Here is a 19294-nt window from a genome sequence, read left to right as displayed (position 1 = left end):
ACTAAAAATTATGGCATCAGAGGGTGAAGTAAGAAAATATATTGCTTACTGGTTTCAGTTAGGCAAAAAAGTATTAATTCGCAACGGTTCCGAAGCGCTGCTGCCCAAATCGGTAAATGCGGGCGATCGCTACAGCCAGGAATTTGAAGAGTGCTGGCAAAAAATCATCTCCCGCGACAGCGGAGACTGTTACCTCGAAGGCACAAACGAAACAATTGCCCAACTGCTGACACCAGCTTGGGAAATCAGTCCCTGCGCGCGCTGCGCTATGCCCGTAGTGTTCCAACAAACGGGGATGCCCCCGGAGTTCTGTCCCTGTAACGACTTACCGAACTGGCCCGATACCGAAATGCCCCAACCCCGATCGCCCGTCAGCAGCCAATCGCAACTATCAGGGATTCGCGATCGACTCAAAAGCTCCAGCAGCGAGTAAGTATATAAGAAGGAAGAAGGGTCTTCTTCCTTAAATTGTTACAATATATTTACAATGCTTCACACTAGGTCTGATTTATGAATGTCAAGACAGTATCGCCAGCCTCCCCGCAAACTTATGTGAATTCAGGGACTCAGGCTGTACTCGGCAATCTCCAAGATGCAAATACAATTCCCCTGCAAGCACTACCAGTATCACTAGAGACGGAGGTCGTAACGGACGATCGGCTCAAATCAGCCAGAGACATAGCTTTCGAGTTGGCCGGAGATGCTGTTCGGTACGATCCAGTGGCGATCGCAGCCCTGTACCGAAATCGCCCTCTACAAGTCTGGGGACGGCTGTCGAGCGTTGTTTGGACATTTTTTAGCTTTGCCTTCAGTGTGTGGTTGGACGGCAAAACAGGCAACACCGTCAGGAACCAAAAGCGTCGCGCCGCCCGGCTGACAGAAATTCTCGCCCAACTCGGCCCAGCTTTCATCAAAATCGGACAAGCACTTTCAACACGGCCCGACTTAGTACCGCCAGTATATTTAGAAGAACTAACAACGCTGCAAGACCAATTGCCAGCATTTCCGAACGAAGTAGCATATCAATTCATCCAAGAAGAATTGGGCGCCCACCCCAAAGACATCTACGCAGAAATCACCCCCGATCCGATCGCCGCAGCTTCCCTCGGACAAGTCTACAAAGGCAAACTCAAAACCGGGGAAACAGTCGCAATCAAAGTGCAGCGACCAGGTTTAGCTGAGAACATCGGCTTAGATATCTACATCCTCCGGCGAGTTGCAGTTTGGGCACAAAACAACTTCAAAATAATTCGCAGTGACCTCGCAAGCATTATGGACGAGTTGGGCGAGCGAATTTACGAAGAAATGGACTACACCCACGAAGGTCAAAATGCCGAACGGTTTGCCCAACTATACGGCCACATCAAAGACATTTACGTTCCCAGCATCTACTGGGAATATACCCGTCGCCGAGTCTTAACAATGGAGTGGATCACCGGGGTCAAACTCACTAATTTAGAAGCAGTCAAGGCTCAAGGAATTGACGCTCCTTACTTAATTGAAGTGGGGGTGCAGTGTTCTCTCAGACAACTGCTAGAACACGGTTTCTTTCACGCTGACCCGCATCCCGGCAATCTTTTGGCAACTCTTGACGGTCAGTTGGCTTATCTCGATTTCGGGATGATGAGCGAAGTTAAACCTTATCAGCGATACGGCTTGTTGGAAGCTGTGGTGCATTTGGTGAACCGCGACTTTGAAGGTTTAGCAAAAGATTACGTGAAGTTGGAGTTTTTAACTCCCGACACCGATTTAACGCCAATTATTCCAGCTTTGGCGGGCGTATTTAACAATGCTTTGGGTGCTAGCGTTGCGGAACTCAATTTCAAAAGCATTACTGACGAGCTTTCGGCGGTAATGTACGAATATCCTTTCCGGGTTCCAGCTTACTACGCTTTGATTATTCGATCGCTCGTCACGTTAGAAGGGATTGCAATTAATGTCGATCCAGAATTCAAAGTGCTGAGCAAAGCTTATCCTTACGTAGCAAAACGGCTGTTGAGCGACCCTGCACCGGAACTGAGAGCATCGCTGCAAGATTTGCTGTTCAAACAAGGCGAATTCCGGTGGAACCGCTTAGAAAACTTGCTCAACAATGCCCGCGAGAGCGACGATTACGATGTCAGCAAAATCTTGAACCAAGCATTAGAATATTTATTTTCCGAAAGAGGAGATTTCATTCGCGATCGTATTGTCCTGGAATTAGTCAAGAGTCTCGACACACTTTCCAGCAATGCTTTTGCTAACGCCAAAGCAGTCGTCGGCGAATGGTTTGGAGTCAAGGCAAATCAACCTGTGGTTTCACAAACAGAAAAAAATAATCTAGAACACATCAAACGGATTTGGGATATTTTGCAATCAACTCCCGGTTTTGACGGGACGAAAGTATTGCAGCTACTTCCGCAGTTGTTGGTGAAACCGGAAGTGCAGAACATGGGGCAGAAAGTAGTCGGCGGTTTAGCTCAAAGAGCAGTTGCTAGGGTAATTCGTGAGTTTTTGCTTTCGCAGGAACCCGCAGCGCTTCCCGAGAATGGAAGCTATGTTAAAACTTCGCCTCAGTTGTCTTTGCCGAGGGCCAAGTAGTTGGAGTTGGAGTTTTTTTGACCGCAGATATTAGCAGATAAACACAGATGAACGCAGATGAAATTTCGTCTGCGTTCTTTTAATTAAGCTTGAATCCTTTAGCGGCTAATTGCTGGCGGAGACTCTGAATCATTACGTAATCAACAGTATTTTCGCCACTATTGGTACTAGATTTCCGCTGTTGTTCAATATATGCTGTACGCTTTTGAGATAAGTCGCGAATCGTCTTTTTAATCGCCTCTCTTTCGGTTTTCTTTCCAGCTACATATGCTCTTTTTTCTGTTAGCGTCATCCCTCGCATGATTTCTGGTAAACTATCATCTGATATTGCCTCTAGTTTAACTGTTCCGTTTTCGAGAGCATCCAGCAAGTCCCAAGAAGCATTATCATAGTATTCAGAAGCTTTGGACGCACTACGCGAAGCAAAATTGGTGCCAGAATTGCTATCTTCAACAGCCTGACGTTGTTGTCCTATTCTTCCTTCTCTACCGTAGGGAATGTAGGTTTGATTGAGTTTAGTATTCCAAATAGAAATTTCGTCGTCGTAAGGGGACTTAATTACCACAGTTTGTTGGTTTTGATTAATGTTGAAGCTACTGCCTTTTGCTAAATTAGCTCCTGATACCCAAAGTTGTCGCTCCTGACTTTCGGCTGAACCACAGTAAATTGTATTAACGAGGGTATCTCCTTTGACAGCGAGATTGACAGATTGATTCCAAACTATTGGGCCTTGATCGAATGGTTCATTACCTGCAATAAAAATCACGCGAAAATCTTCCTGATTTTTACTCCAGTTTAATTGTTGCATTGCTGAGCGAATTACCCAGCCAGCATATTCTTGACCGCCGTTGGTTTTGATACTAAATAGCTTTTCGGAAACTAAATCTAATTCAGGAGTAAATCCAGTTAATAATCTGACAAAACCTTCTGAGGAAGGTAAGGTGTCATTACCATAATGGTAAAGGGCAACTTCTAACTCGGGTACTTCGCCATCTTTGGTTACTTTAGTTAAAAAATTAACAATTTGCCAAAGTTGAGTACGAGTCTGGTCAATAAGTCCATCCATGCTATTACTAGAATCTAAAAGGATGGCTATCTGAATTTTTGCTTTAGCGAAAGCTGTTGTGGGAGAACATAAGATAGTTAGGGTTAAAGCTGTAGTGAATAAAATTCTAGTTAGTTTCTGCATGGAATTTTCTGAGTTGTTTATAGTCAGGACTGACGCACTCAAGGGGGGTTTTGCAAGGGTTTAAGATTCTTCGCAACACTTGCGAATGACAGAATTACGTTTTCCCAATTATTATAGTCATTGGTGAATAGATTTGATTGCTGGTGTCAAGTCACTTGTTACAATATTTTACATTGGTGAGTAATTCAGTTACCCAAAGTCAGGACATGGCAGTGCCGTTTCCCTACAATATTTTTTTGGGTAGGGAGACGGCATTGGCGTCTCCGACCTATGAGTGCAACCGGAATTGATATTAAATAAAAACATCCACAAACAAAAACCCGGTTGCTTGAATAAACCGGGTTTTTATGTATTCGCTCGATTTCCACCCCTCGGCGATTAATTCAAGCTAGGAATGCCACGGGAATCACTAATTGTTAGTAGGTTGCTGGGAGTGGCAGGCGGATTAATTAAGAGGCTGTTGTCCTTAGCAGAAGTATTAGCTATTGGGGAAATCGCACTATTAACAGTGGTGGCGTTGAAAGGAATAATTGGCTGAGTTTGAGCGCTGGTTAGAGAACTCCACAAGCTGTTTTTGTCGTAGATGAGGATGTCATCCTTGGTTTCGCTAAAGGTCATCATGGTTGGGATTGCACCGCCATTTAGCAAGATATCGTCGGGGATAGTATTGGCAGAATTTACTGTCAAACTATCTGGATTAGTCGCTGCGGTTGATGGTTGTAAGCTGAGATTTGCTGGCTTGGTAGTCGTGTTATTTGGCTGACTAACACCAAACATTGCAAAAAACCCGGTTTTTTTGGTTTGGATGCGTCTAGGACTATAGGATTTAAGGGCGATCGACCTTAGAGCATTAAGGATGTCGCCACGGGAACGCTGATGACTGAGTTTTATGGCAATTTGCGATCGGCCCCAATTAAAGCTGAAGCGCTCAGAAAAGCTCAACTGGCAATGATCCACAAACAAATTTTAGTTAAAAACGGTCAATTGCGGGGAACTCAAGGTGCGATCGACCTTACTCAATCGGCACAAGTACCAAATGCAGATTTCTAACACCCGAAGTTTTGGGCCGGATTCACAATAATTGGCAGTCCTTGGTAAATTAATTGGAGATTTGATATTCACCAGTGGTAAGGTGTAAGGCTAGACGCACCCTACATTGACTGGTAGGATTTTGCAAAAAGTAAATGTATCCCTGACTACTATCTTTTTATGTCATAAATTTGCTATGAATAGCAAAACTAAACACTAGCGGGGCAAAACCTGTGGGCAAGTTTGATAAAATATTCAATTCAGAAGACCAATCCGAAGCAAGCTTAACTTTAGAAGAATCCGTAGCAGCGGTAGCACTTGTGGCAGCGGAGGCAAATTCCCCTGACACGGATGCTGATATCTTAGAAAGCATACTTTGGGAATCAGAAATCTTTGCTGAATACTCGGAAGATGATATGTCCGCAATGTTTCAAAGATTCGAGGGTATTGTCGCCCAAGACGGTTTAGGAGCATTATTTAATACTGCTTGGGAATCCATGCCAGATGAGTTAGTTTTGGATACTTTTGCAATAACTGTAGCAATGTTTGTCGCAGATGGCGAAATATCCCAGAAGCACGAGGCTTTTCTCCAAGAATTCCAGCAAGCATTAGGTGTGGAAGATGAGGAAGCAGCAGAAATTATTGAGGATGTAATTGCTGCTTACTCGGAAGTAGAGGGCGAAGAGTCTGATTTCGATACGGCATGGTACGTATCTCCTGAAGGCAATTTTAGCGTACCCATTCCAGTTGACGATCAACGAGGCGGTAAAATTGATGATCAAGAAGGTTGTGTCGCATTTTCAGACGACTTTGGCGTTTTGCTGAAAATTGATTATTTCCCTGTTGCTGGTGAAGTGGAAGAAACAATCGAGTCGGTTGGCGAAGAAGGTTATCTCAAGTCTTTTCTCGACAATTTTGTTTCTCAGGCAATTCTTGCTAATGTTCCCAATTCTAAGTTACTCCACGCAGAATATTTAGAAGATGAAGAAGCTTATTTCGTGGTTTTAGATTTGCCTGGGGGTGCAACTCTCAGCGTGCAGAAAAACGATGGCCCTCTGACTCGACTGGATGCTTATCGGGGACTTATGGCTTTTATTGCTGACGATTTTTGCTACACGGTAAGCTGTCAGCGAATTTATCAGGAGGGGAATGAATTGGGTTCCCTGGAGTCTGAAGTTGAGGGAATTATGAACAAGATTTTTGAGTTTATTGAGACAATCGAATTCGGGGCTATTGAATAAAGATGACTTGTTTAGACGGGCTAAAAACCTGGTTTCTTTCTAGATGTCTCGCTGCTCAACCCTCTATTTTCAGAGAAACCGGTTTTTTTTGTCAACCATTCTCAGGATATAACATCGTGTCCGGTCGATCGACCAAAATCCAACTGGTTGGTAGTGAAGACTTGAGTTTTCATTACTTGCCCGATCGCGCTTATTTTACCGCACTGCTAGATATTAGAGGTTTTTTACCATAAAAGAGTGCGATCGAGAACAGGGTTTTTTGACCGATTCTCGATCGCACTTCCAGATACATTCAGTCAACCATAGTCGAGAGACAGCAGCAATTAGCGGCCCTTTGCGACTAATTAGTAGTCTGAGCTTCCACCAATCTTTGCTTGAGTTCTTCCAGAGCACTCGCCCAGCGCGGATCTGGCTGCACCGAGCCGGCATCAGCGCTCGACACCGTTGTTGCTGACTGATTGCGGCGAGACTTGTTGTTGTCACCCCGACGGCGATTGCTTTTGCTGGAACCGCCTCCACCTTGGGTAGGAGGAGCCGAAGCCGAGCGCTGCTGTTGCTGCGGCGCAGGCACAGGCATAGGCACAGACGCCGATGCCGACACCAATTGCGGTGACTGCGGCGACTGCTGCTGATCGTCTTCGCCCTTCTCAGATTTACCCTTAGAACGGGGCAGTGCCTTTTCTATTTTCAGGGGGTTTTCTTTGAACATCAAGCCATTGTATTTCTCAATAACTTGGTCGGCTTGTTCGTCGGTTAGCACCGTCACAAAACCGAAGCCTCTGCATTTACCAGTTTTGCGATCGGTAATTACCTTTGTGGTAACAGATTCGCCCTCCGGTGCAAAAACTTCTTGCAATTCTAGGCGATCGAGTTCCTTCGGTAGATTGCCAACATAAAGACGAATAGACATGAAAAAGTCCTCCCGACTTGGATTTTAATTAATTTGCTCGAACAGAATTACCTGAAGTCAACTGAATATCGACTTCAGGCAAACACCACATAACCCGAGAATTGGCGCATTCCTCCCACCAACCTTGACAGCTCCCCCCATCTTTTAGAACAAAAAGATGATTTACTCTGATAAGGCCGGAACTTAACCGCCGATGCAGAGAGCTTTTAAATCTCAGGTTGTTGTGTAAACTTTTAGTCATCACTCAAATGTTTAGGCTATTGGCTATTCTGTATTACTTGCTTCCGGTTTTGATTCAGAATGTTTATAGCCAGCGCCGTCTAGAAATTTATGTCCAAGGATGTCAATTGCAAGCGATCGGAATGCCAGTATTCAGTTTAATACAGTGATGGATAAAATGGCTAACATTTTTTCAGCCAGTAATCTTACCTCGTTCCTAATCTCGCTCCTAATGCTGAGAACTACTCACTTACCCGCTATCCCTTAAATCAGGCCCGGCAGAGTCCGAGCATTCTTTAAAGGTATCACAGCCTTGGTAACAGAGCTAGTTATTTAGGAAGATTTCAGTCTGAATTTAACGGAAACCACATCTCAATCACTTTTGAGAATTCATCCCCCACAGCAAAAATAGCGGTTGAAAAAAAACAGCCGACAAGCGGCTGGCTGTACTTGCTGTGTTGGGATGTTGACAATTTTTACGCAATGCCTTAAGGGATTTTAGCCAACTGAAGTTATCGCGCAATTTGGTTCAATCCAATTCCTGTGAACTAATGTAACAGAGGGCTGGCAAAAAAGCAACTTTTCTTTACAAATGAACAAGGAACAAGAGTGTAGGCTTTCGGGACAACAATCGCCTGAAACCCCTAACAAATCTCGCTTTTACCTACGTCTAGATCCCCCTAAATCCCCCTTAATAAGGGGGACTTTGAGCATATTTCTTGTCCCCCCCTTATTAAGGGGGGCTAGGGGGGATCGAACCCTAATCGTCAAACAGCAGACGGGTACTACGTTTGACGTTACGTTGACACCAATGAATAGTAGGGTGCGCCACCAGCACCGAGAACATCGCCCCTCCGCTGTTTAATTCAAAACAGATCGAGGCTGCGCGTTGTTGTTCGCGACTCGTGCAGCAATCCGATCGCTATTCCTCACCTTGGGCCCTGGATAATAATGTATGCGCCCCAAATAGCAGCAGCAAAAGCCAAAATCGCAGACCAAATCGGATGTCCGCTGTCACTAACCCTCCCTCCTTGACTGCGGAGACTTTCAAGGTCGATCGCCACAGTAGCACCCCGGCGCAGCCAACCAGTCGCGACAACAGAGGTTCCGATCAAATCGCTGGGGCGAGTAGTCTCTTTGAACAAAAATGGCCACAAAGAGCCAATGTAGCCAAACCTGGAAACATAGTGCAACCTCACCAAACCCGTCGCCGTTTGCAAAATCAAATCTTGTCCCAGCCAATTATTCATACCCGATCGACCCAAAAGTTGGCCTTCCAGCCGCACCGGTTCAGCATCCAGCGGCAAACTCTCGGGATTTGACAAAATTTCCGGCAAACTCGGCGAAGCGGTTTCTCGGGGTGTAATGTCCGGGAAGAAATAATTGATCCGCATCAAAGTACCGATGCTAAATCCGATCGGCAAACAGCCCCAGATAATCGATCGATCGCCCCAAAGCCAATCCAACTGCCAAAAACTCGTCCTCGAAAAAATCCAGCCAATCAGCCACAGCACCCCGACTATCGCCAAACTCATCGGAATTCCAAAAAACGGCGCACCCTGTAAAAATAGTTTTGAATCTTTAAATTCCAGTATTGACTTAAACAGAGACAATTTTCCTTTCCTGGGTTGTTCTGGCACTCCCGCGTTTGCCAAATCTAACTCTGTCTCCAGTTGCCAAAATTGAGCATAAAGAGCCAACAGCTTCAAACGCTCTCCCAGCAAAGGATGCGCGCTGTTAACCGTCAACCAGTTGCGCTCCCGATTGCTGACATCCCACAGCAAAATCTGTTCTAGCGGCGCGTGTAATGCAGCAGAACCAAGGCTTACAGCTTGTCCAACACCTACAGGTAACAATAGATCGAAACTTTCCAGAAAAAAGCTAGTTTGTTTTTGCTGTTCGATATTATCAGCAATGCCGATCGCAATTTTAGCCAGTGCCCGCGTCAAACCGTTAGGATTGCCCGTAATTTCTGCAGCAGTGCGATCGCTAAAATACACTCTGCGGCGCGACACCCACAACATCGGCCAGCGCAACAACTTATAAATCCCGTAACTAATAGCAGAAATTGCAGCGACCACAAATTTGACAGCAGAACGCAAAAACTCGATCGTCATTAAATCACACAACCGCTCTTGCCAGTGCGCCACCTGCCAATAAATCAAGTAAGGAATCTGAATCACCAGCAGCGCCAGCGACATCGGCGCAAAATCCCAGTGAGAGATATGGCCCAACTCCCGCGCAAAAATAGTGGCAATTTCATCATCCGTCAATTGTTCCAACAGCCCCCGACTCACAGCAATCCGAGCAAAACGGGGCAAACCGCCGTAACTGAAAGCTACAGGAACATTCAGCGGCAAGAGTTTCAGCACCGGCACAGGCATATTTTGCTTGGTACAATAACTTCGCAATACCCGACTAGCTTCCTTGCTGTGCTTCGATAAAACTGACCCGCGCAGAGTTTCGATGCCGCAAAACAGTTTCAGCAGCGCGTCTATCAGCCAGGGAGACGAAGCCAAAAGCAATCCAAAAACCATCTGAACAAACGGAGTTGGATCGCGGTAAAAAAGCTGAATCGGCGCGAAAATAGGCAGTCTAGTGAATATGTAAAGCTGAACCAACAGAGAATTAGTGTTTGTCAGCAGGAATTGCAGGACAAACCGGGCTAGGAAAAATAGGGCGATCGCACTTGCAACGGCTTGCACCCGGAACTCCAGCAACTTCAGCGGTTTGAGGGGGCGCGGGCTTTTGGCGCGCCCTGCTTCGCGCCAAGTGAGTTGGTAAGTATCTGGGCTGGCGACTCCGGGGATATCTGTTGGGGAACCGGAACTATTTTCGCCGCTAATTTCTGCGGTATCGGGTGCGGTTTCGGTCGAGTTTTCCGGTTCAGAAGTCGGGCGTTTGGGGGGTGGAGGTGGCGGGGAAATCGGTTGCGATTTGGCGTTCTCTGGCTCTACAGCCGACTCCAAAGGTAAAAATCCTGTTTTTTTGTCTACGGTTGGTCGATCGCCCCCAATCGATTTTTTCGCTGATTTAGTTCCTGCATCAAAGGCGACAAACCCTGTTTCGGGGGGAGTTTCTGCGGATTTTGGTTTATTTGCCGGTGGTTTTGGGGGGCGAGGGGGGGTTAATTCTTTTAAAGCGCGATCGGCCCAAGTTTTGACTTGAGAGTTGGGACTTTTGGCGAGGGAAGAGCACAGGGCGATCGCCTCTTTCACATTACCGGTTGCTTTGTACGCAGCCACTAACCCCATCTGCGCGCGGATTCCCGACGGCTGATTAGCTGCGGTTTGGGTAACGGATTCTAAAAGGGCGATCGCGGTGGGGTAATCCTGCTGTTTCAAAGCTGCTAGCCCAGCCTCTAGAGACTGTTTTGCAGATGAATCCGCCGGATTTGGATTAGTGGAAGGTGCCATGACTGTGCTTTCGCTAGCGTCCTTTCTAAGATAGCTTGGCTGGTCGATCGATACCTGTTCTAACACAGCTCTATTTTTCTGTCACCAATTGTTGCAACCTTTGCCGCAAGGTACTTAAATAATTTTAGTAAAATTATTTGTTTTTGAGATATTGCACGATCGCCACGATCCGGCAGGGGTTTAAACCCCTGCCTCAAAGCTAAAGTCCTCTAAAGAGGACTGATGAATTATGCCAATTAGTGGTTAAATACTTCCTTGCTCTTTTAGTCCGCGAAGGCGGACTTTGTTTGACAAGAAGCGATTTCAATCGCCGATTCAATCTAATTTTTGCTTATAATTAAATTAACACGTCACCTGCACATTTATGCCAATTGACGACGAAGATTTTGAAAGCGAATCTATTAGCGGCGATCGCCAATTGCAACTATTCACCGACAGACACGAATTTACCCGTCGATTTGCCTTTTATTTAAACGAAGACCCGCCCCGCGAACAAATTTTGTATTTTTACGGCGATGGAGGCAACGGCAAGTCATTGCTGCTAAAACACTTGCAGGTTAACTGCTGCAAAAGATTTTCGCCGCAGGTTTGGCAACAATGGCGCGCACTCCCAGAATCACAAGCCGCCGAAGTTGCTGATTTCGTCCGCCACGCTGAACCTAAAACCTATACTCCCATACCCGTAGTCAGGCACGATTTCGGATTGATACCGATTAAAGAAGATAAACCGCAAGATAGATTTTATGGCTTGCTGATGCTGCGGCGCAATCTGGCAGAAGCAGCAAAGAGATATAAATTTAAGTTTCCCAATTATGATTTTGCTTGCTTTTGGTATTTGCTGAACAAAGGCGAGTCAAACGCAACTCTCGAACAACTTTTTCCCGATGATGTCATGGAATTGTTGACACCTGTAGTTGAAACTTTTGCCGAATTTCCGGTGGTGGCGCAAGCTGTAGCGGTGCTGAAAGGCATAGATAAATTGGGCGGGATTAAGCGAGCGATGAAATTAATTCAAAAGCGCCTCGGTGTCAGCGACGACAAGGCAGAGGAAATTCGCCGCAAAGATATTGATACTGAGTTAATCGACTGTTTGCCAAAATTGTTTGCAGGCGATTTGAATGCCGCAATGGCTGGGAAACACAAACCAGAACGCCTCGTGATGCTGTTCGATACTCACGAGAAAATGTGGGATGAAAAACGTAATTCTCAGGGAATAAATTTTTGGTATCAAGATGAGTGGTTTCGGCGGTTGCTGAGGGCGCTGGATTTCAAAGCGGGGATTGTGGTTGCTGTGGCGGGGCGAGATTGTCCTGTCACACAACTGCGGTGGCCCAATGCGTCTAAGTTCCCAATTCCCGCAGATTATATAGATGCACAATTGGTTTGGCATTTGTCTCCCGCCGATGCTAGGGATTACTTGCACAAAGTCGAGATTGACAAGGCTGATTTGGCTGATGCTGTGATTAGATATGCCAGCGTCAATCCTGATGAGAGTTGGGAGAAGTTGCAGGTACATCCGTTTTATTTGGGTTTGTGCGCGGATGTGGTGCTGGCCGAAAGAAAGCGGGGAATTGAGTTGCTGTCGTCTGATTTTGCGCGGGTTCCGAGGTTGGAAAATAAGACTGCGGAGTTAACGGATCGGTTGCTCAGTTATGTAGATCGCGAAGTGCGATCGGCGGTGCATTCGCTGAGTGCTTGTCGCGCTTTTGATGAGGATTTGTACATAAAATTGGGAGCGGGTTGTCACTTCCAGGCAAGTAGTGCAAATTTTGAGATTTTGACGAGTTTTTCGTTTGTGTGGAAGGAGCCGCAGCGGGATGAAAAGTGGTATCGAATTCACGATTTATTGCGGCGCTTGGATGCGGATCGGGATAACGATAAAACTCGCAGGGCTCATGAAGTTTTAGAGCAGCATTACCGGAAATTGGGGAAGGCGGCTGAGGCAATTTATCATGCTAATCGCTTGGATTGGCTGCGGGGTGTGAAGGAATGGGAAAAGGTGTTTGAGGAAGCGTCGCGGCTGAGTCGTTACGGGGAATGCGAGTCGCTGCTGGCAGTTAGAGGTGAGTTGTGGATTAAAAGTGATTTTTGGCTTGGTATAATTTCACAATTGGAGGGAGATTACTATGCTCAGTTGGCTCGACACGCAGAGGCAAAACAGGAATATTTGGAGGCAGTTGCAGCTTACGATCGTCAACAGATTATAACTCCCGATAGTAAAGCTACGCTCAACAACAAAGGGAGTGCGCTGCGATGTCTGGGTGATTGGCAAGCAGGGCTAAGTGAATTTGAGGCGGCAAAACAGTCTTACTCTGAGGCGATCGCTGCCTTGAATTCTGCTTTACTTATTGCACCGGATTATATCAATGCTCTCAACAACAAAGGGAATGCGCTGCTAAGACTGGGTGATTTGCAAGCAGGGCTAAGTGAATTTGAGGTGGCAAAACTATCTTACTCTGAGGCGATCGCTGCCTTTAATTCTGCTTTACTTATTGCACCGGATTCTATCGCTCCTCTCAACAACAAAGGGAGTGCGCTGCTAAGACTGGGTGATTTGCAAGCACAGCTAAGTGAATTTGAGGTGGCAAAACTATCTTACTCTGAGGCGATCGCTGCCTTTAATTCTGCTTTACTTATTGCACCGGATGATAACTATGCTCTCAACAACAAAGGGAGTGCGCTGCGATGTCTGGGTGATTTGCAAGCACAGCTAAGTGAATTTGAGGTGGCAAAACTATCTTACTCTGAGGCGATCGCCGCCTTGAATTCTGCTTTACTTATTGCACCGGATTATATCAATGCTCTCAACAACAAAGGGAGTGCGCTGCGATGTCTGGGTGATTTGCAAGCACAGCTAAGTGAATTTGAGGTGGCAAAACTATCTTACTCTGAGGCGATCGCCGCCTTGAATTCTGCTTTACTTATTGCACCGGATTATATCGCTGCTCTCAACAACAAAGGGATGGCGCTGCAAATTCTGGGTGATCTGCAAGCAGGGCTAAGTGAATTTGAAGCGGCAAAACAGTCTTACTCTGAGGCTATCGCCGCCTTTAATTCTGCTTTACTTATTGCACCGGATTATATCGCTGCTCTCAACAACAAAGGGAGTGCGCTGGTATGCCTGGGTGTGTTACAGACAAAATTATCTGAGCCACAGGAAGCAATCAAGAATTACCAAAAAGCTCTGGAAATATTTAATCGATCTTTAGCCATTGCTCCTAACAACGATCGCCTTCGCAGTTGCCGCGATTCGCTGCAAGAATTTCTCGATAATTTGGGTGACGATACAGTCAGCAGTTAGCTCGATGCGAAGGAGTAAAGATGCGGCATTCAGGAGGCGGATGTGTCGAGTTAACTTACACCGAAAGTTCACAGGATTTACGCACTCCGACAAAGAAACCGGGTTTTTGGCCGAATCTGCGAATCACAACCAAGTATTCAAGGGAAAAACCCGGTTTCTTGCCATTCGCGCGTCAGCCCTCAAAGAAACTACGGGGTAAGTACCGATCGCTATTTGTTGATGCTAAAATTGAAAACAGTAGCTAAAGGAAAAATGCCATGTCAGAACAAGACATCGCTAAGATCATTACGATCGAACCGGGTAAGCGAGGTGGTAAACCTTGTATTCGAGGTATGAGAATTACGGTTTATGACGTGTTGGAATATCTCGCTTCTGGGATGACTTATCAAGAAATCCTAGAGGATTTTCCCTATCTCACGCAACAGGATATTTTAGCTTGCTTGAGTTTCGCAGCTAAACGAGAGCAGTTTATGTTAGTTGTTGGGTGATGAAACTACTGTTATTTGACCAAAATCTCTCTCCTCGTCTTGTCAATCTCCTTGCTGATATTTATCCAGATTCCGCTCATGTTGATGCAATTGGATTACCTACCGCACCGGCTCGCGAAGTTTGGGAGTATGCTCGTCAGCATGACTATATTGTCGTTACCAAGGATGCGGATTTTAGCGAATTGAGTCTATTGTTGGGGTTTCCTCCCAAGGTAATTTGGATACGGCGCGGAAATTGCTCGACGCGGGATATCGAGGGGCTACTCAGAGAGAACTATGGTGCGATCGCAGCTTTAAGTGACACTCCTAATAGCGGTATTATCAGTTTGTTTTAATAAAAACGTTTAAAGAAACCGGGTTTTTGGCTGAATCTACGAATCACAACGAAATATTCAAGGGAAAAACCCGGTTTCTGGCTACCCGTGCGTAAGCCCTAAATTTGCTAAAATAGACCCAGAAAATATCAAAATATAAATATGAACGAATCCCAAATACCCCAAATTCCTTGGCTGCCCTTAAGCCGAGAAGCGCACAAACTATCAGTTACCGACAGATTAGCTCTAGTCAACGCGATTGTTGAGTCCATCAGACAGGAACTCAGACCCCGCCAACCTCTGCTAGATGACTTTGTGGAACCCATGACGGGGCTACCAAAAACTGATGCACCACCCGCAACAGATGCGGAAGTTAAAATTAGATTGCCCCGCGATCGCAAAGGTGCGGCCAAGCGACTCAGAGGGCTAGCAAAAACCGATACGCCACCTCCAACAGATGCCGAAGTGGCAGCCATGCTAGAAGAACGTTTGGTGGAGAAATACCTAAAATGAAGGTATTAATAGACACCAACATTATCCTCGATAGTTTGCTAGAACGAGAACCGTTTGTAGAAGATGCTGATGCTTTATTTGAGGCGATCGAAAAAGAGCAAATTGAGGGATATGTAACGGCAACAACTTTAACAAATATCTTCTACATTGTCCGAAGGCAAACTCGCAGCCTCGATCGCGCTAGGCAAGCTATTGCTGAAACACTAGCATTAATGAAAGTATCTGCCGTCGATCGCCACGTTTTGGAAATAGCATTTGCATCTAATTTAACGGATTTTGAAGATGCCGTACAGTTAGCTTGTGCGCTGTCAGATAACCTAGAGGCGATTGTAACACGCGATGCAGGAGATTTTGCTGGTGCCACCTTACCAATTCTATCACCTAAAGAGTTATTAAAACGTTTGGAATAAGATTAATCTCACATCTTGCACCATTGTTAAGAACGGGCAAGATGCCCGTTCCACAATAAAATTGAGTTTTGTGGAACGGGCATCTTGCCCGTTCCTAAACAGGTAGTTGATAATGGTGCAAGATATCAGATTAATAGGACTTACGCACTCCGACCAAGAAACCGGGTTTTTTACCGAATGTGTGGGTCACAACCAAGTATTCTCGTAAAAACCCGGTTTCTCGGCCCCATGCGTAAGCCCTAAAAAAACTTAACCTTGCAGCTTACCGCCCAGATTGTCTCGGCGGTGTACCATCAGCCCGCTTCCGACGGATCAGCACGCTCATCACCTGCTTCGGATTAGCCGCACGCTGTACGGGACTCCAATCGCCCACTTCTGCAAATCCCAGTCGGTACAAAGTGAGTATGGTTTCCCGGACACCCTTGGGCGAACCGACAACCGTTAACAGCACCACTTCCTGTTCGCATACTGCTGCTGAGTCGTCATTTGGGCGCTCAGATTTGTTGTCGTCAGGCACGAATTCCTGTGACATAATATGTTCTCCTGGTTTTGGGTTTTCTAGAAAAACCCAAAAACCCAGCCGCCCCGCATTTCAACACATAGCAGGGCGGCTACAGAGGATGTTAAGATACTCCGTTAGCCTCCAGACTGCTTGTACCAGTTTGGCGGTTAGCTGTCCATTGCTGTTAGCGCAGCTTTGGGCAGTGCAACTAGATTTTTGGGTGACGCGGGCTGCCTCCTCTACAAGCAAGCAACCTCTCACTTCAAAGCGTAGCCGCAGAGGGGGGCCGCCGTCAATCGATTTTGGATTTTAGATTTTGGATTTTGGATTTTGGATTTACTCGTTACCAGCGTCAGCGGCTGGAAACCAGTTAGTTGGGCCGAAATGCTAAATTAAAAGTAATGTTGCTTTAGTACAACCATGTCCAAACGACTCACCATTGCCCAAGCACAGCAGCAGCTTCCAAACCTACCCCAAGAACTTATCAATGAGCCTATCATCATCACTCAAGATGGCGTTCCCGTTATGGCTGCAATGAGCTACACGCATTTGACTGAACTGTTAGAAACCTTAGATATTCTCACCGATACAGAATTCGTTACCAAATTGCGCCAAAGCATCACCCAAGCCAGCCAAGGCGAAACTATTCCCTGGGAAAATGCCAAAGCAAAATTGGGACTATGAATCACGAAGAAAACGTGATCGAATATGAGATCCAGCTTACGCCACTGGCACTGGAAATGTTGGAGGCAGTCAAAGATCGACGATAACAGGAAAAATTGCGCGATCGCATTGATCAACTAAAAGTTGAACCACAAAAGCAAGGCAAAGCCCTTGTAGATAACCTATCAGGATTTCGCAGCATCCGAGCTGTTGGACAGCGCTATCGTATAGTTTATCAAGTCGAACAAGATCGAGTTCTAGTTGTTGTCGTGGGACTAGGGAGACGTAAAGATGGTGACAAAAAAGACATTTACACCATCTTAGAAAAACTGTTAGAGCCGTGATTGTAACTTCTTATATCCGGCGTATTTAAGCCGAATAAATATCATTTGTATGGACACAACAGTGTTGTGTCCTTTGCCTGCGGTAATCTCACTCCTCGCTAACAGCCAAACCAGAAACCACAGGGGCGATCGCATTTAACTTCAAAACAGGGTGTTCCCCTTCCACCTGACGGCAATTCCACTCATTTCTAAACAGCAAAACCGGCCTTCCCCAAGTATCTTTCACCGTCACCGTATTAAACAGCCGCCCAACTTTTTCCAGCGCATCCCAACCGCCGTCAACCCAACGAGCTACACTATAAGGCAACATATCGATCGTCGTTTCCACATTATATTCCGACTGCATTCTGAACTGCACCACCTCAAATTGCAGTTGCCCGACAGCCGCCAAAATTGGCTCGCGCTTCGACTCATCAACCGAGTACATAATTTGCACTGCGCCTTCTTCCTGCAACTCCGAAACGCCTTTGCGGAACTGCTTAAACTTAGAAGGATTGGGATTTCTCAAAAAAGCAAAAAGTTCAGGAGAAAAACAGGGAATCCCTTCATATTCCAGTTTTTGGCCGGTGTAAATAGTATCCCCGATCGCAAATACCCCCGGATTGTTCAAACCGATCACATCGCCCGGATACGCAACCTCGATCGACTCGCGATCCTGAGCAAATAACTTTTGAGGCCTTGACAAACGCACCGTTTTACCACTGCGAGCGTGAGTCACATTCATGTCCTTTTCAAATTTGCCCGTACAAACCCGAATAAACGCCACGCGATCGCGATGTCTCGGGTCCATATTCGCTTGCAATTTGAACACAAACCCGGTAAAATCTTCATAAGTTGGCGGCAAGTCTCCGGCGCTGCTCTTGCGGGCGATCGGCTTCATAGCGTAATCTAAAAACGCATCTAAAAACAGTTCGACCCCAAAATTGCTCATCGCGCTGCCAAAGAAAACAGGCGTCATTTTGCCAGCCCGAACCAAGTCTAAATCCAGTTCAGTTCCTAACTCATCCAGCAGTTCTAACTCTTCTTTGAGCTGATAATAAAGGTCTTGTTCCAACAAATCTTCAATACGCGGATCGCCCAATTCGATAACAGTATCAACAGCAGCGCGAGAACCGTGTTTAGTGCGCTCGAACAAGTGAATCTTCTGCCCTCTGCGATCGAAAACACCTTTAAAGCGATCGCCCGTACCTATCGGCCAATTTACCGGATAAGTCTGCAACCCCAATTCCTTCTCAATTTCGTCCAACAAATCCAAAGGTTCTCGGCTAGGGCGATCGAGCTTATTAAAGAAAGTAAAAATAGGCAAACTTCGCAGCTTACAAACTTCAAATAACTTCCGAGTTTGCGGTTCCAAACCCTTAGCAGCATCCTCAAGCATCACCGCATTGTCAGCCGCCGCCAGAGTTCGATAAGTATCTTCACTAAAATCTTGGTGTCCCGGAGTATCGAGCAGATTAATGTGATAATTTTGATACTCAAACTGCAAAACAGTAGAAGTAATAGAAATTCCCCGCTGCTGTTCCATCGCCATCCAGTCAGATGTAGCGTGTCGCTGAGCCCGCCGTGCTTTCACAGAACCTGCTTCGTGAATTGCACCTCCGTACAGCAGCAGCTTTTCTGTCAAAGTAGTTTTACCCGCGTCAGGGTGCGAGATAATAGCAAAGTTGCGCCGGCGCTCAACAGCAGTTAGCAGTTCAGTTTCGAGTTCTGTTGTCATCACAATTAGGTAGGGGAATCATCACCCGATCGCCATTATAGCCTGTGCTACAGTTGCTATTAAAGGTAAAATTATCACTAAAGTCAAGGAAAAGTAATATGTACGACTCTGACAAACGGAAGCTGCTATCACTGGTGTGCCACGGGGCGATTTTTTTCAGTACGTTACTGTTCTCGATCGGAGCGCCGATCGCTGTATTATTAGTATCAGATGACCCCGTTGTCAAAGAAAACGCCACAGAAGCCATCAATTTTCACCTTAATGTATGGCTTTACAGCCTCGTTATTGGGGCCTTAACTGTCCTCACTCTCGGTCTTGCTGGCATTATCCTAGTGCCCCTAGGTTATCTGGTGCACTGGGGACTGACAATAATGGCTATCCTGCAGGTTTTGCAAGATCCTAATCAACCTTACCGCTACCCTTTTATTTTCCGAATAGTTTAGACAGCAAATCGCGCT

18 protein-coding genes are annotated in these 19294 nt (G+C 46.1%); 12 read left to right on the top strand and 6 right to left on the bottom strand.

Annotated features, from left to right (window positions below; translation table 11 throughout):
* Positions 1 to 10: 10 nt before the first annotated feature.
* Entirely contained in the window at positions 11 to 433 is a 423-nt protein-coding gene (locus D0A37_RS14235) for a hypothetical protein (RefSeq protein WP_242725117.1), read from the top strand.
* Positions 434 to 510: 77 nt separating this feature from the next.
* Positions 511 to 2580, top strand: a complete 2070-nt coding sequence (locus D0A37_RS14230) for an ABC1 kinase family protein (RefSeq protein WP_242725112.1) — start codon at positions 511 to 513, stop codon at positions 2578 to 2580.
* A gap of 79 nt (positions 2581 to 2659) precedes the next feature.
* Here D0A37_RS14230 and D0A37_RS14225 read toward each other — a convergent pair whose 3' ends face one another.
* Together D0A37_RS14225 and D0A37_RS14220 are read right to left on the bottom strand one after the other, a co-directional pair.
* Entirely contained in the window at positions 2660 to 3769 is a 1110-nt protein-coding gene (locus tag D0A37_RS14225; protein WP_242725109.1) for a vWA domain-containing protein, read from the bottom strand.
* A gap of 378 nt (positions 3770 to 4147) precedes the next feature.
* Positions 4148 to 4546, bottom strand: coding sequence for a hypothetical protein (locus tag D0A37_RS14220; RefSeq protein WP_242725106.1), 399 nt, complete (start codon positions 4544 to 4546; stop codon positions 4148 to 4150).
* A gap of 99 nt (positions 4547 to 4645) precedes the next feature.
* Here D0A37_RS14220 and D0A37_RS14215 point away from each other — a divergent pair, with 99 nt between their 5' ends.
* A complete protein-coding gene (locus D0A37_RS14215) occupies positions 4646 to 4819 on the top strand; it encodes a CHAT domain-containing protein (RefSeq protein ID WP_242725103.1) in 174 nt (57 codons plus the stop codon).
* A 212-nt stretch (positions 4820 to 5031) separates the two neighbouring features.
* Positions 5032 to 6039 carry a tellurite resistance TerB family protein gene (locus D0A37_RS14210; RefSeq protein ID WP_242725100.1) on the top strand — a complete coding sequence of 336 codons (1008 nt, stop codon included), beginning with the start codon at positions 5032 to 5034 and terminating at the stop codon, positions 6037 to 6039.
* Positions 6040 to 6379: 340 nt separating this feature from the next.
* On the opposite strand, the gene D0A37_RS14205 is transcribed toward D0A37_RS14210, so the two are convergent.
* Together D0A37_RS14205 and D0A37_RS14200 are read right to left on the bottom strand one after the other, a co-directional pair.
* The gene (locus tag D0A37_RS14205; protein ID WP_242725097.1) at positions 6380 to 6949 is read right to left on the bottom strand and encodes an RNA recognition motif domain-containing protein; all 570 of its coding nucleotides are present in this window, start codon (positions 6947 to 6949) and stop codon (positions 6380 to 6382) included.
* 1148 nt (positions 6950 to 8097) lie between these two features.
* A complete protein-coding gene (locus D0A37_RS14200; protein WP_242725094.1) occupies positions 8098 to 10650 on the bottom strand; it encodes a M48 family metalloprotease in 2553 nt (850 codons plus the stop codon).
* A 298-nt stretch (positions 10651 to 10948) separates the two neighbouring features.
* Here D0A37_RS14200 and D0A37_RS14195 point away from each other — a divergent pair, with 298 nt between their 5' ends.
* The 5 genes from D0A37_RS14195 (at position 10949) to D0A37_RS14175 (ending at position 15610) form a co-directional block, all read left to right on the top strand.
* A complete protein-coding gene (locus tag D0A37_RS14195; RefSeq protein ID WP_242725091.1) occupies positions 10949 to 13885 on the top strand; it encodes a tetratricopeptide repeat protein in 2937 nt (978 codons plus the stop codon).
* 257 nt (positions 13886 to 14142) lie between these two features.
* Entirely contained in the window at positions 14143 to 14373 is a 231-nt protein-coding gene (locus D0A37_RS14190) for a DUF433 domain-containing protein (RefSeq protein ID WP_242725088.1), read from the top strand.
* Positions 14373 to 14708, top strand: coding sequence for a DUF5615 family PIN-like protein (locus D0A37_RS14185; RefSeq protein WP_242725086.1), 336 nt, complete (start codon positions 14373 to 14375; stop codon positions 14706 to 14708). Before D0A37_RS14190 ends, D0A37_RS14185 begins: the two co-directional genes overlap by 1 nt.
* Before the next feature lie 141 nt (positions 14709 to 14849).
* Positions 14850 to 15200 carry a hypothetical protein gene (locus D0A37_RS14180; protein ID WP_242725083.1) on the top strand — a complete coding sequence of 117 codons (351 nt, stop codon included), beginning with the start codon at positions 14850 to 14852 and terminating at the stop codon, positions 15198 to 15200.
* Positions 15197 to 15610 (top strand): PIN domain-containing protein, encoded by a 414-nt coding sequence (locus D0A37_RS14175; RefSeq protein WP_242725080.1) that lies wholly within the window; start codon positions 15197 to 15199, stop codon positions 15608 to 15610. Before D0A37_RS14180 ends, D0A37_RS14175 begins: the two co-directional genes overlap by 4 nt.
* Positions 15611 to 15872: 262 nt before the next feature.
* Here D0A37_RS14175 and D0A37_RS14170 read toward each other — a convergent pair whose 3' ends face one another.
* Positions 15873 to 16142 carry a hypothetical protein gene (locus tag D0A37_RS14170; RefSeq protein ID WP_242725078.1) on the bottom strand — a complete coding sequence of 90 codons (270 nt, stop codon included), beginning with the start codon at positions 16140 to 16142 and terminating at the stop codon, positions 15873 to 15875.
* Positions 16143 to 16532: 390 nt separating this feature from the next.
* Here D0A37_RS14170 and D0A37_RS14165 point away from each other — a divergent pair, with 390 nt between their 5' ends.
* Both D0A37_RS14165 and D0A37_RS14160 read left to right on the top strand, forming a co-directional pair.
* Entirely contained in the window at positions 16533 to 16796 is a 264-nt protein-coding gene (locus D0A37_RS14165) for a type II toxin-antitoxin system Phd/YefM family antitoxin (RefSeq protein ID WP_242725076.1), read from the top strand.
* 95 nt (positions 16797 to 16891) lie between these two features.
* Positions 16892 to 17119, top strand: a complete 228-nt coding sequence (locus D0A37_RS14160) for a type II toxin-antitoxin system RelE family toxin (RefSeq protein WP_242725074.1) — start codon at positions 16892 to 16894, stop codon at positions 17117 to 17119.
* Between the two features lie 88 nt (positions 17120 to 17207).
* Here the strand turns inward: D0A37_RS14160 and prfC are convergent, their stop codons facing one another.
* Positions 17208 to 18836 carry a peptide chain release factor 3 gene (gene prfC / locus D0A37_RS14155; RefSeq protein WP_242725072.1) on the bottom strand — a complete coding sequence of 543 codons (1629 nt, stop codon included), beginning with the start codon at positions 18834 to 18836 and terminating at the stop codon, positions 17208 to 17210.
* 98 nt (positions 18837 to 18934) lie between these two features.
* Between prfC and D0A37_RS14150 the strand changes: the two genes are divergently transcribed.
* Entirely contained in the window at positions 18935 to 19279 is a 345-nt protein-coding gene (locus D0A37_RS14150) for a DUF4870 domain-containing protein (RefSeq protein ID WP_242725070.1), read from the top strand.
* The last annotated feature ends 15 nt before the right edge of the window (positions 19280 to 19294 follow it).

It is taken from the genome of Microcoleus vaginatus HSN003, from assembly GCF_022701255.1.
Taxonomy (GTDB): domain Bacteria; phylum Cyanobacteriota; class Cyanobacteriia; order Cyanobacteriales; family Microcoleaceae; genus Microcoleus; species Microcoleus vaginatus_B.
The sequence above is the reverse complement of the archived record's forward strand: the minus strand, read 5'-3'. Positions and strand labels throughout refer to the sequence as shown.